Here is a 13927-nt window from a genome sequence, read left to right on the forward strand (position 1 = left end):
TACGGGCTTATAGCCCGTGAGCAAACCACCCGTTTTACGGGTGGTTCTGATTTATTGTGGAATTTACTGGGTATAGACCTAAAGGTGTAAGGGCTCAAGTGAGCCTGAGGTCTTATAAATATTGATTTATACAGGTGTGTAAGGTTATAGAGTTGACGTATGATAAGGGGTTTCATATAATAGATTGTATAAAATGTAATTTTAAGGAGACTCTTATGAATATAAAATATACACGTCACATGAATTTACTTCGTCGCGCTGTTGGCATCGGTGCATTATGTCTCGTTGCCTCTGTTGGTTTCGCACATGCTGAAAGTATTGCTATTCCAAGCGCACGTCCTATGGTAGATGGCGTGAGTGCTGATGTAGAAACTGTTAGTAGTTCTAGCAAAGCTCAACATCATGTGAGTGCAGGTGTGATTACACCAAATGATTGGACGTATACAGCATTACAAACACTAGTTAAGCACGGTGCTATTACCGATACACATGGTTTTGCCTTTGATGGTAATACAAGCTATACAAAGGATGAACTCATGCCGCTTATCGACGAAGTTGTAACTAAACGGGAGCAAATGAACGAAAACGACCGCCAATATGCGTTGCGTATTTATCAAGAAAATATGCGTGATGTAATGGATTATCGTATTGCTCGCGATAAGAAGGTTACCCGAGAGCGCCGTCAAAAATTAGACGAAAAACGTGCTGAAAAAGCTAAGAAATCTGGTAAAACATACCAAGTATCTAAATCTCAACAAGAGGCTTTAGATGCAGCTAATGACGAAGTGGCAAAACCAGAAGAGCGCGCGTTAACTGATGAACAAATCAAAGAAAAAATGAAGAAGTTCAAAATTGATGACTCTCGCGTTAAAGTAAATAATAATGTGCGCATCCGTTATACCGGTGGTAAGGATACAAAATCTAAAACCGATGCTCGTATGCAAACGGAGATGACTTTCACTCTATAACCCTATTTAAGGAGTTATAATGATTGATTTTTTAAAGAAACAGCTGTTTACCGTCCACCAAAACGGTAAGCAGCAGGTGAGCGAGGTCTTTAAATATATAGGACCTGGCATCATCGTAACGGTTGGGTTCATCGACCCTGGCAATTGGGCGGCCAATCTCGCTGCTGGTGCTAGTTATGGTTATGAACTATTGTGGGTAGTTACGCTATCTACGATTATGCTTATTTTATTGCAACATAACGTGGCCCACTTAGGCATTGTACGAGGCCAATGTTTATCCGAATGTGCTTATGAATTCTTGCCGCGTTACGTGTCTAGGTTCGTATTGAGTACGGCGGGCATTGCAGCGGCAGCGACCGCATTGGCCGAGTTTATCGGTGCAGCCATCGCATTGAAAATGCTTTTTGGCATTCCTCTTTTGATAGGCAGTATCTTGACGGCTGTAATCTGTACCATTATGCTCATTACCAATTCCTATCGGAAGCTAGAGCGTATCATTGCAGGATTCGTATCCCTTATTGCGTTGGCGTACCTCGTAGAGGTCAATATGGTCAATGTAGATTGGGCAGCAGCTGGTATTGGTTGGGTAGATCCTAAGGTTCCTAATGAATCGATGCTCGTTATTTTGAGTATCTTAGGGGCTGTTATTATGCCTCACAATTTGTTCTTGCACTCAGAAATCATTCAAAGTCGCCAGTTCAACACACAAGATCCTTCTGTAATGAAGCGCCAATTGCGTTATGAATTTCTAGACACCCTATTATCTATGGGTATTGGCTGGATGATTAACTCTGCCATGATCTTATTGGCGGCGGCAGTGTTCTTTGCTCATGGCATTGAAGTAACGGAGCTTGAACAGGCTGAGGAGTTGTTACGACCTCTCATTGGACCTGCAGCAGGTACAATCTTTGCTATCGCATTGCTCTTTGCGGGCTTTGCATCGTCTGCTACGGCAGGTATGGCAGGGGCGAGTATCTTTGCCGGTATGTTTGGTGAGTCTTACGATATGAAAGACTTCCATACAAGATTAGGCTTGGCATTAACTTATATTCCAGCATTGCTTTTGATTGTATTCGTTACTGATTCATTCCAAGCCTTGTTGATCTCTCAAATGTTCTTGAGCTTGCAACTGCCTATTACGATTTTCTTGCAGCTCTATATGACAAGTAGCCGCAAGGTGATGGGGCAATATGCGAACCATACATATACAAATGTACTATTATGGGGCATTGGCATTGTAGTAACCGTTATGAATATCTACCTACTCTATGTAGGCGCATAACATATAAGCTTATAGTAGATGTATAATACACAATCTCATATTTGCATGATGCTAGTAGACTAGTAGCAAGGCTTAGAAAACAATCGAATCGTTAGCTCATAATGTAAAGCTAATAATGATAGAGAAAAAGACCGCGGTGGCGGTCTTTTTTTCATATTCGGTCATGTATATTTTTTATGTAAAAAGCGTATCCAAGAATACCCATGTGGGCTATAAAATATGTTACAATTAAAGATAGTATAAATCTGTAGGGAGAATTCCCTCACCAGTGTAATAGATAGAAATTAGGAGGACCTAATGGCAGACGAAGTAAAAGTACAAGATGCAATGCAATCTGATTTTAGTGTTGTTGTAAACGACATTGCAGAGGAATTATTAACGCGCCTAAATATGGATGAGGATGGTTCTGTTATCGACATGTTCCAAACAGGTTCTTTTGATCCTTGGCAATTATTTGTATTCTTTGGTGCATTAGAAAAAGCTCTCGTTGATTTTAGAACAGATAAACGGAAGAAAACAGTTATCGTTCATGCCCAACCCGAGGCCCTTATCGGCATTGGCCGTGTAGTGACACCTGTATCCACTATGCTCGAGCATGTGTTGATGTCTCGTTTGAACGACATGAGTGAAGGTCGTTTGGAAACAGGTATGCTTACAGTATCTGCTGGAAGCATCGACTACGAAGGCGTTAATCTAAAAGGCCGTCACGTTGTTATCGTATGCGACCTTGTAGATGAAGACTCTGATTACCTCAAAGAATGTATTAATTTATGTAAAGAAATGAAAGCTAGCCACGTAGTGGCTGTGCCTCTCATGTTGTGGAATCCTGAGTTGATTGACAATTTGACAGAGGAAACTATCAAGGCGGAGTTATCCCATGAAAATCGTCCTCTCTCCTAGTAAGACAAAAACGATTACCAATGCTACTAGCAACGATGGGGCAGTACATACTGCAGTCCAGGACGGTCAATTTCAACCGCACATTACACAAGACATTGTAAAACATGTGCAATCCCTTGATGTGGCGGCCCTTGGCAAGGCTTTAAAATTAAAGGATGATAAGGCGCAGGCACTCTTTGATTTCTATCAAGATTTTGCGTCTCATCCCGCTGGATATGCTTGTGAAAGCTACGATGGCATTGCTTTCAAATATTTAGACTGGCAGAACTTGTCCGATGAGGCTAAGGCCTTCGGTGAAAGCCATCTTGTTGTGATGTCTGCCTTGTACGGCGTTGTAGAGCCTACGATGGGCGTACGCGATTATCGACTAGATATGGTCGATAAGGTAGGTATTAATTTATACGATACGTGGCGCGAAACGGTGGATGCATACTTTCACAAGGAAGATTGGATCCTAAATCTAGCGTCTAAAGAATATGCGAAAATGGTGAACCATCCAAAGGTGGTAACCATTGAATTTTGGGAATTGCGAGGCGACACATTTAAACAGATGAGTACGTCCTCCAAAATGAGTCGTGGCATGATGGCGCATGCATGTTTGATGGAGCAAGTGAAACATGTACGAGATTTGCCGCGTGAAATTAATGGATTTATCTGTGTTACAGATATTGAATCCATTACCATACCAAGCGAATCGATGACGGTTCGTTATGAAAGGAAGTGATTGTTTGCAAGTGCAAGACATTCTCGGGAAAGACCTCGTTGGCGATGAATGGCTAACAGAGGATGAGCTAAGATTTCTCATGTCTGTAACTGATGAAGAACAGTTGCAGTTAATATATAAAAAGGCTTATGAAGTGAAGGCGAAATATGTAAAGCCTGTAGCGTATTATCGTGGCCTCATCGAGTTCTCGAACCGATGCATCAAAAATTGTAATTATTGCGGTATTCGTCGTGAAAATGACAAGACGGAACGCTTTGATATGAACCGTGAAGATATCATTAAAATGGCACAGTGGGCCTATGACCATGAATATGGTTCTATTACGCTCCAATCTGGCGAACGTTGTGATGATGCCTTTGTGGATTATGTGGTGGATTTAATTCGCGATATTAAAGCCATTGGCGATGGTTCCCTGGGCATTACGATGTGCGTAGGGGAACAAAGCGAAGAGGCGTACCGCCGCATGCGTGAAGCCGGCGCTAGTCGTTATTTATTGCGCATTGAAACAACAAATAAAGAGCTATATCATAAAATTCATCCTCAAGATGAACTACACTCTTTTGAAACGCGCGTTGAATGCTTACGTAGCTTGCGCCGCGTAGGTTTCCAAGTAGGTACAGGTGTCATGATTGGTTTGCCTGGTCAAACAGAAGAAGACTTGGTAAATGATATCTTGTTTTATCGCGATATGGATATCGATATGATCGGCATGGGACCGTATGTGGTACATCACGATACGCCATTAGGTCAAGAGGCATTAGCGATGGGAATCGATGACGAAGCTGGTAAATTGCGCCGCATTCAATTGGGTCTCAAGATGATTGCGTTAACACGTTTATTCTTAAAAGACGTAAATATTGCGGCCACAACAGCATTACAAGCGTTGGATAAACTAGGCCGTGAAAAGGGACTTGCTGCGGGTGCCAATATTTTGATGCCTATCATTACTATTCCGGAACACCGTGCAAAATATTTGCTGTACGATAATAAACCTTGCGTAGATGATAATGCAGACAAATGTAAAGACTGCTTAACGCGTCGCGTAATGTCCATCGGCGATACCGTAGGCTGGAAGCAAAATGGGGACTCCAAACATTACGGTAAACGGACGGGAGAGTTTTAGTATTTTAGAGACTTTTAGTTTGTATATGAGGTTGTATTATGGAGACAAAATGGTATTCTGATTTTTGGCGGTTATTTGCGAGTCCTTTTAAAGGCGGTATTGATCAAGTTGTACAGTCCGGTACATTGAAAAAAGGTTTCTGGGGCACTGTATTCTTGTGGGCTATTCCATATATTATATTGGCTTTATTCGGGACTATGCTAATTCCCTTTCTCCCTCATAATGAATTTACTGGTTTAACCTATTTAATTGGTATCGGTGCCAGCTTTATATTCATCTTTGCATGGCTTATCAGTATCGGCTGGTCCTTTGTGATGGTTGCTATCGCTTCTTATGTATATAACTGGGTTATTACTAAAATGGGTGGTACCGACAATGTACAAGCCATTATGAAAGTTAGTTGGTATCTACAAGGGTATGGCGTACTATTATTTAGTATTGGTTATACGATAGTCTTGGTTTTAATGGGCATATTAGGTCTAGCATCCGATAGTAGTGCTCTTGCTAGTGTCATCTATGTTATAGGAACAATAGTATTATTTGTGATATCCATTTGGGTATCCTTAGAACTTATGGCAAGACAAGTAATGCTTACGAAGATGAAAGTATTCATTGCTTGCATCTTAACATCCATAATCATCGCTATAATTTGGGCACTTTTCATGGCACTTCTTAGTGGCTGTGCCTCTTTAGTGAGTAGATAATACTGATTTATAAATTAATATTAATAAAGAGTCCTCTTTTTTTGATAAATTTTTTCGGAAAAAGAGGACTTTTCTATTTGGGTGTCGAAATGTATTAGCAAAAGCCGTAATTTGCCATTAAGGAGGCGATTCCGATGAAAGAGTACAGTAGTGATAAAATTAGAAATGTTGCTGTTGTTTCCCACGATGGTGCGGGTAAAACAGCTCTTGTCGAATCTTTGTTGTTAACCTCTGGTGCGGTTGATTTCGTAGGTAAAGGCCAAGACAATAAACATATTATGGACTTTGAACCTGAAGAAATTAAACGTAACGTAACAATCCAATTGGGCATGGCTCCATGTGAATGGCATGACCACAAGGTTAACTTCGTAGATACTCCAGGCTATAATGAATTCCATGGCGAAGTTCGTGCCGCTTTGCGTGCGTGCGATGGTATGTTAATGGTACTATCCGCCACATCTGGTGTAGAAACTGACACAGTTCGCGCTTGGGATTATGCAGTGGAATTACAAATGCCACGCATGGCATTTATCAATAAAATGGATGTTGATGGTGCCGATTTCTTCGGTACTATTGAAAGAATGCGGGAATTATTTGGCAAAGGCATTATGCCATTGCAGATTCCTATCGGTGAAGGCGCCAACTTTGAAGGCGTCGTAGACGTAGCAAAAATGACTGCGTTTACTTACAAGGACGGCCAACCAACAGAGATTGCTGTACCAGCTCACCTTATCGAAAAGGCTCAAGAAATTCGGGAAATGACCGTAGAAGCCGCGGCTGAAGGTAGCGATGAATTGTTGGAAAAATATTTAGAAGGCGAAGAATTATCCTTAGAGGAAATTCGCCAAGGCTTGCGTGAAGGGATGATTAGTGGCCGTGTGTGCCCAATCATGTGTGGCAGTGCCACATCTCGTATTGGCCTAGATCAAGTATTGGATCGTATGATCCGTTACATGCCGGATGCAACTAAAAAAGTGATGACCGCAACTGATGCGGAAACCGGCGAACAATGTGTAGTACATGTAGATAAACCTTTAACTGCATTCGTATTTAAAACATTGTTAGACCCATTCGCAGGCAAACAAAGCTTTGTACGTATCTTCTCTGGTGAACTAAAAGAAGGCGATCGCCTTTATGATGTAAACCAAGGTGTAGAAGAAAAATGGGGCAAGATGGTTACCCTTATCGGGAAGCAACAAATCCCTGTATCTGCCGCTAAAGCTGGCGATATCGTAGTGATACCGAAATTGGCTAATGCTAAGACTGGCGATACATTAACTGCTCCTGACTTTAAAGTAACATACGATGCTATCCGATTCCCTCAACCTCTATACACAGTGGCATTAGAACCTGTGAAAAAAGGTGAGGAGGAAAAATTAGCTGGTGCTGTTCTAAAAGTAGCAGAAGAAGATCCTACTTGCGTAGTAGTGAAAAATGCTGAGGCCCGTCAACTACAAATCGATTGTATGGGCGAGGTTCATCTCGAGCATATCCTCAACAAAATGGATCGTAAATATGGCGTACAAGCTAAACTTGTGGCTCCATATATTCCATACCGCGAAACCATTAAAGGCTCCGCTGAAACCGAGTCTAAATATAAGAAACAAAGTGGCGGTCATGGTCAATATGGTCACGTTAAGATTCAAGTGGACCCATTATATGATGGTACCGAATTTGCGTTCGTAGACAAAATCTTTGGTGGTGCTGTACCTAAACAATACATACCAGCAGTGGAAAAGGGTGCCAAAGAAACCCTAGATAAAGGCTTAATTGCGGGATATCCTATGATTGGCGTGCAAGTGACACTCTTGGATGGATCTTACCATAGCGTAGACTCCTCAGAGTTAGCATTCAAAGTAGCTACGTCACAAGCTATCAAGGATGTAATTCCTAAGGCGAAACCAGTCCTATTAGAACCAATCTATGAAGTTAACGTGTATGCACCAGATGCTTTCATGGGCGACATCATGGGTGATTTAAATAGCCGTCGAGGTCGTGTATTAGGCATGGAACAAAGTGAAAGAACAGGTATTTCTGTTGTTAAAGCACAAGTACCATTGGCTGAAATGGCCGACTATGTGACAGCATTGCGCTCCATCACTCAAGGACAAGGCGTATTTAACCGTCAGTTCTATACTTATGAAGAGGTTCCACATAAGCAAGCGGAAGAAATTATCGCTGCTCATAAGACTCAAGAATAAAGTTAAGACCATGTCCACGTACTGTATCAAATACAGTTAGAATCACAACAACTGAATAGATAATTGCATATAGTAACAACTTAATAGCATAACAATTGACGTAAGTCATAAATTTGAATAGTATTTTACAGGAGCCCTCCATATATGTAGCGTATGGAGGGCTTTTACTATATATGCCTTACCATATTTGCGCCTCATATAAAGCGTATAATGGCTAGTCCTTTATGTATATATGTGCTAACATTAAAGATAATATAATTGCTTATATATCGGGTGTTATTTCCATATATCGGGAAAGGATCGTATATGTTTTTCTCTAGCATTACTGCAGATTATACAAAAATGGGCTATCCTAAAGCCATCGTACGAGCTTTAGATTTCTTAAAGAATACAGATTTGAAAGCATTGCCAGGCGGTCGTCATGCCATTGAAGGTGACATGATGTATGCCAATGTGGACGATGTGGAAACAAAACTATTTGAAACTACAAAACCTGAATCTCATCGCAACTATGTAGATATTCAATTTATGGTGAGCGGCGAAGAAAATATGGGCTTTTTTGTAGATAAAGGCCTCGTTAAACCTGTTGAATCCTATCCAGAACGAGATTGCTATTTCTATCCAAATGAATCGGTTGATGAAGGGCACATCCACTGTCCAGAAGGGTATTATACGGTATTCTTCCCATCTGATATTCATAGACCTTTGTTAGCGGTTAATGATAAGCCTATTAAAATCCGCAAGGTTGTTGTAAAAGTGCACGTGGATCTCTTAGGCGAGTAATCCTATGAAGCGATACGAAGTTATAGGTGTTCTACTAACCCTATTAGGTGCCATTTTATGGGGCGTATCAGGTGCTTCAGTACAGTTCCTAAGCAACTTTAGGGATATGAACTTAGAATGGCTAGTCACCATGCGCTTAATTACAGCGGGATTATTAACCGTTGTTTATGCGTGGTTCAAGTATGGTAATTCTATCTTTGATGTCTTTCGTAAGTTGAAAGATACAGTAGGCCTTATCGTTTTTGGCGTATTCGGTATGGCCTTGTGCCAATATACATACTTTAAATCCATTGCTTTGGCTGGAGCTGGCATTGCGACGGTACTCCAATACTTGGCGCCATCCATGATTATTATTTACATGCTAGCACGTTATGGTAAACGACCCTCTAAAGGGGAGATTATTTCCGTTATATTGGCCTTAGTAGGTACAATATGTCTGATGGGAAATGATGGCTTTTCTTTTGAAAGCTTCCCTCTGGCCGTGCTCGTGTGGGGCCTCTTGTCTGCCGTGGGGGTCGCTGTATATAGTGTTTCTCCTGTAGATTTACTATATAAATATGGGACACTGCCGATTGTAGGCTTTGGTATGCTCTTCAGTGGTATTGTAGCGGCTATCTTGTTCCACCAACCAAATTCGTATGCTCTGTGGGATGTATGGACTGTTATTGGCTGTTTTAATGTTGTCTTTCTTGGGACCATTGTATCCTTTAATGCCTATTTAGAAGGGGTTAAGCGCATAGGCGCTGTACCGGGATCCATCTTGTCATCTATTGAACCGATTTCAGCGGCTTTCTTTGGATGGGCATTTTTAGACAACCAATTTAGTGCATTAGGACTAATTGGCATGGCTATGATCATTGCTACTGTTATTATTATTGCTCTAGAAAAACGTAATTAATCTATAGGTGATTGATTTGCGTTAGCTTATATTGATTTAAACATATCTATAATTTAATGTTAGAGGTTTCATCTCGGTGTATTGCAGAGGTTGAGGCCTCTTTGTTATTATGTTATAGTATTTTAATGTCGCATTAGATGGAGGAATTAGATGGGGGAGAAACAGTGGATCGGCATGGCGCTAGCCATTCTAGGAGCCTTGTTTTGGGGCCTTTCAGGTACATCTGTACAATATCTGGAAGGGGCAAAACACTTGAATGTAGAGTGGCTACTAGAGGTTCGGCTGCTGGTGGCAGGGTTCTTGACGATTATATTGGCCTATATGCAAGATGGGATGCGCATCTTTGATATTTTTAAAAATAAAAAAGACTTTGGTAAATTGCTCATCTTCGGTGTTCTTGGCATCGCTTTAGCGCAGTATACATACTTTAGAGCCATCGCTATATCTGGCGTGGGTGTTGCTACGGTCCTTCAATATGTAGCGCCAACGTTGATTATTATTTATCTCTTCCTACGATACTTTAAAAAGCCGTCTTTTGCGGAGTCTGGTTGTGTTGTATTGGCCATGATTGGTACCATTTGTATCGTTTCACAAGATGGTTTAGATATGGCCAATATTAATGGTGAAGCTTTACTGTGGGGACTCATTTCTGCAGCTAGCATCTGTGTCTATACATTGCAACCTATTGAACTATTAAAGAAATATGGCACTACATCGATTGTTGGTTTTGCCATGTTTATCTGTGGGGTTATTTCGTTAGCCATGTTCCAGCAAATCGATTCTGAAGCAATTTGGGATGGTATGACATGGCTTGGATTATTCGCCATTATTATATTGGGGACGGTTGTATCCTTTAATGCTTATATCGAAGGGGTGCGACGGATTGGTGCCGTACAAGGCTCTATTCTTTCTTCGTTGGAACCGATTTCAGCCGCTCTATTTGGCTGGGCACTATTGGGGAATGAATTTACCCTTATCGGAATTATAGGTATGATTTGTATCATTGCTACCGTATTCATTATCGCCTGGGATCGACAACGACAAATCAAACGAGAAGTGCTAGAAAAACTGAACAAAGTAGAGATAAACTAAAGAAACTTAATTAAATAGAAATTAATTAGACAAACGAAAACACATATACCATGAGGTATATGTGTTTTTTGTAATCAAATATTATATTTTTTGCTAAGTTAGGATCTAGAATATTTTGTTTATTTATTAATACAAATGAATTTTCATAGGTATAGAAATTATCTAAATCTATGTACTGGTAACCTTCGTATTGGTTTTTAGCCAATTTGTAGTTCCTTCCTTCTGTTTGTAACATAATTTTTTAATTCTAGAACTGATTCAGTTGTAGGAGTGAAGTCTTCAATCATAGATGAACCTATGGCATACCAAACTGCATCAAAGTCCTCATAATTATCAAATTGTACATCTAAAATGGTGAGTTTTTCTTTATTTACATTTAATGTCATAGGCACCTCCTTTATTACTATTATTATAGCATAGCTCGTCTCTTTATTTTGTATACATGACCTATTTTATTGACTATTTACTTATCTATTCATATAGTTAATATATAAGTACTAATTAATTTTTAGGAGGTTCCTATGTCTGTAAAAGATTTCGTACAACAACGACGTGATGATTTTATCGCTATGCGTCGTGATTTTCATATGTATCCAGAGCCAGCTTGGCTCGAATATCGTTCTGCTTCTAAAGTAGCTGAAAAGTTAATTGCTTTAGGTTATGATGTGGCACTTGGTGCAGAGGTACTCGATTTAGACTCTCGTATGGGCTTGCCTAGCGAAGAGGCTATGAAAGCAGCTATGGCTCGTGCTATGGATGAAGGTGCTGATCCTGAGCTCGTAGAAAAAATGGGCTATGGTAAAACAGCCATCGTAGCAACAATGAAGTTCAGTGATGATGGTCCTGTTGTGGCATTCCGTGCAGATATGGATTCTAATGATGTTATCGAATCTAAAGCATCTAACCATATTCCTGCTAAGATTGGTTTCCGTTCTCGCCACGATAAGGCTATGCATGCTTGTGGTCATGATACACATATGACAATGGGCCTTGGCCTTGCAGAATATATAGCGACACATAAGGATGGATTAAAAGGTACTATCAAACTTATCTTCCAACCTGCTGAGGAAGGCGTACGTGGTGCTAAAGCGATGGTAGAGGCTGGCGTAGTTGATGACGTAGACTTGATGTTTGGCATGCATATTGGCTTTAATGAAAATCTATCCAATTGCTTTGCTTGTAGTGATCATGGTTTCTTGGCGACTACGAAACTCGATGCTGTGTTCCATGGCTATTCTGCTCATGCTGGTGGTTCTCCAGAAAAGGCTCAAAATGCTATGCTTGCAGGCTGTACAGCAGTTCTTAACTTACAAGCTATTGCCCGTCATAGCCAAGGTGCATCTCGTATGAATGTAGGCGTTTTTGAAAGTGGTACAGGTCGCAATGTTACACCTGATGTAGCAGTTCTTAAATTAGAAACGCGCGGTGCTACTACCGAAATCAATGACTACATGATTGAACGCACTAAAACTATTATTAAAGGCGCTGCAGAAATGCATGACTGTACATTTGAAATTACAAAACAAGGCGAAACACCAGCTGGTCGTATTAGCGATGATTTAGCTCGTGAAGTACAATCTATCATTGAACCATTGGGGATCTTTAAAGAGGTACCTTTTGATTATAGCGGTGGCGGTAGTGAAGATTGTGCATACTTCTTGAACCGTGTAATTGATCGTGGTGGTCGAGCAACATATATGGTATTAGGCTCTGCTATTAAAGCACCTCATCATAATCCATTATTCGATATTGATGAAGAAGATATGTTAAATGGCATTGTTGCGTTAGGTACAATTGCTACTCACTATTTAAAATAGGATATATTGATTCAGATATTGTGATGCATACATCTAAACTATAGGTACATAACTATATAGATGTATGCATCGAAATATGTATAGTGTGCTATATATTAGATGTAATATGAGTATTAGATTGTGAGGTGTTATATGATTCAACGAGAGCGTTTAGCTAAAGATTTTGAAGTTATGGCACAGTTTACTGCACCTGGTGAGGGTATTAATCGTCTAGCTTTCACCGACGCAGACTGGAAGGGACGCCAATATATTATTGACCGTATGACTGAGGCGGGACTCACAGTGGAAACTGATGGTTTCGGGAATGTTATAGGCTATAAAGTTGGCAAGAATCCTGAGTTACCGATTGTTATGGTTGGTTCTCATACGGACAGTGTACCGAATGGGGGCAATTATGATGGTGTTGTGGGTGTATTGTCTGCTATTGAAGCGATTCGCAGTATGACAGATGATGATTTTGAACATGACCATACCATTGCAGTGGTGGACTTTATGTGTGAAGAGTCTAGTCGCTTTGGAGCTGCTACATTAGGTAGTAAGGCTATGCGCGGTGAATTGACATTGCAAGATTTACAACGCTTAGTAGATAAACAAGGTGTGTCCTTGTATGATGCGTTGAAAGGTCGTAATTTAAATCCCGATGCTATTGAGCATATGGAATATAAACGACCTGTAAAGTCTTTCACTGAAATACATATCGAACAAGGTAAGGTGCTAGAGCATGAAGCAAAACCGATCGGCGTTGTAACTGGTATTGCCGCACCAGAGCGGTTCTATGTAACCATTCGTGGCAATGCGGACCATAGTGGTGCTACGCCAATGAATTTGCGTCATGATGCCTTATGTGGGGCTTCAAAAATAATCCTCGGTATTGAGGAGATTGCATCCATGCAAGAGGAGCCTCCAGTGGTGGGCACAGTTGGTGTTGTGGAGGTAACACCGGGCGCGATGAACGTTATCCCTGGGGCGGTTAAACTTGGTGTAGATATTCGCAGTATTTCTAAGGTGGCCCGTGATTCTGTAGTTACCCTCATTAAGGAATTTATTGATGTTATTGCGGAAAAACGAGGCTTATCCTATACGATTGAGCCTATTGCACAGGATCATCCTGTAGCGATGCATCCAGCTATGATTCGAGAAATCGAAGAGGCTGTTAAGTCTGTAGGTGTAGACTATATGACCATGCCAAGCGGTGCTGGTCATGATGCTATGCACTGGGCCGATGATGTTCCAACGGGAATGATTTTTATCCCATGTCGTGAAGGTATTAGTCATAATCCGGCTGAATTTGCGGACCTAGATGACATCGTTACGGGAGCTAAGGTATTGGATACAGTGCTTAGAAAACTTAGTTTAGAAACTACAAAACTTGTGTAAGTAGAGATATCCGTTGATATCAGATTGTGTAAAAGTGTATTTCAAATTTAAGATGCAA

Annotated in this window: 13 protein-coding genes; 12 read left to right on the top strand and 1 reads right to left on the bottom strand. The window is 40.7% G+C overall.

All coding sequences use genetic code 11. From position 1 onward, the window contains the following. Positions 1-215: 215 nt before the first annotated feature. The 10 genes from QZ334_RS00005 to QZ334_RS00050 all read left to right on the top strand — a co-directional run bounded on the left by QZ334_RS00005 (position 216) and on the right by QZ334_RS00050 (position 10675). Complete coding sequence (locus QZ334_RS00005; protein WP_227283435.1) at positions 216-968, top strand: hypothetical protein; 753 nt, start codon at positions 216-218, stop codon at positions 966-968. A 19-nt stretch (positions 969-987) separates the two neighbouring features. Further along, complete coding sequence (locus QZ334_RS00010; protein WP_227720648.1) at positions 988-2250, top strand: Nramp family divalent metal transporter; 1263 nt, start codon at positions 988-990, stop codon at positions 2248-2250. A gap of 297 nt (positions 2251-2547) precedes the next feature. Next, positions 2548-3150 carry a hypothetical protein gene (locus QZ334_RS00015; RefSeq protein ID WP_213467535.1) on the top strand — a complete coding sequence of 201 codons (603 nt, stop codon included), beginning with the start codon at positions 2548-2550 and terminating at the stop codon, positions 3148-3150. After that, positions 3128-3874: a YaaA family protein gene (locus tag QZ334_RS00020; RefSeq protein ID WP_295230783.1), complete on the top strand. Its 747-nt coding sequence runs from the start codon at positions 3128-3130 to the stop codon at positions 3872-3874. The genes QZ334_RS00015 and QZ334_RS00020 overlap by 23 nt, the downstream gene beginning before the upstream one ends. Then, positions 3861-4997 (top strand): [FeFe] hydrogenase H-cluster radical SAM maturase HydE, encoded by a 1137-nt coding sequence (hydE, locus tag QZ334_RS00025; RefSeq protein WP_024066001.1) that lies wholly within the window; start codon positions 3861-3863, stop codon positions 4995-4997. Before QZ334_RS00020 ends, hydE begins: the two co-directional genes overlap by 14 nt. Positions 4998-5035: 38 nt before the next feature. Beyond that, positions 5036-5701, top strand: a complete 666-nt coding sequence (locus tag QZ334_RS00030; protein ID WP_295230787.1) for a hypothetical protein — start codon at positions 5036-5038, stop codon at positions 5699-5701. Positions 5702-5835: 134 nt separating this feature from the next. Next, entirely contained in the window at positions 5836-7902 is a 2067-nt protein-coding gene (fusA, locus tag QZ334_RS00035; RefSeq protein WP_295230791.1) for an elongation factor G, read from the top strand. Positions 7903-8208: 306 nt separating this feature from the next. Next, on the top strand, positions 8209-8685 hold the full coding sequence (locus tag QZ334_RS00040; RefSeq protein WP_295230794.1) for a YhcH/YjgK/YiaL family protein: 477 nt from the start codon (positions 8209-8211) through the stop codon (positions 8683-8685). Between the two features lie 4 nt (positions 8686-8689). Continuing rightward, positions 8690-9583, top strand: coding sequence for a DMT family transporter (locus QZ334_RS00045; RefSeq protein ID WP_295230797.1), 894 nt, complete (start codon positions 8690-8692; stop codon positions 9581-9583). Between the two features lie 150 nt (positions 9584-9733). After that, positions 9734-10675, top strand: a complete 942-nt coding sequence (locus QZ334_RS00050; protein WP_295230800.1) for a DMT family transporter — start codon at positions 9734-9736, stop codon at positions 10673-10675. A 197-nt stretch (positions 10676-10872) separates the two neighbouring features. On the opposite strand, the gene QZ334_RS00055 is transcribed toward QZ334_RS00050, so the two are convergent. Next, positions 10873-11061, bottom strand: a complete 189-nt coding sequence (locus QZ334_RS00055; protein ID WP_005387539.1) for a hypothetical protein — start codon at positions 11059-11061, stop codon at positions 10873-10875. A gap of 135 nt (positions 11062-11196) precedes the next feature. On the opposite strand from QZ334_RS00055, the gene QZ334_RS00060 reads away from it, so the two are divergent. Both QZ334_RS00060 and QZ334_RS00065 read left to right on the top strand, forming a co-directional pair. Beyond that, positions 11197-12492, top strand: coding sequence for an amidohydrolase (locus tag QZ334_RS00060; protein ID WP_295230804.1), 1296 nt, complete (start codon positions 11197-11199; stop codon positions 12490-12492). Positions 12493-12624: 132 nt separating this feature from the next. Then, positions 12625-13869, top strand: a complete 1245-nt coding sequence (locus QZ334_RS00065; protein ID WP_295230807.1) for a M20 family metallo-hydrolase — start codon at positions 12625-12627, stop codon at positions 13867-13869. The last annotated feature ends 58 nt before the right edge of the window (positions 13870-13927 follow it).

Origin of the sequence: Veillonella sp., from assembly GCF_019414865.1 — a bacterium.
Taxonomy (GTDB): Bacteria; Bacillota; Negativicutes; order Veillonellales; family Veillonellaceae; genus Veillonella.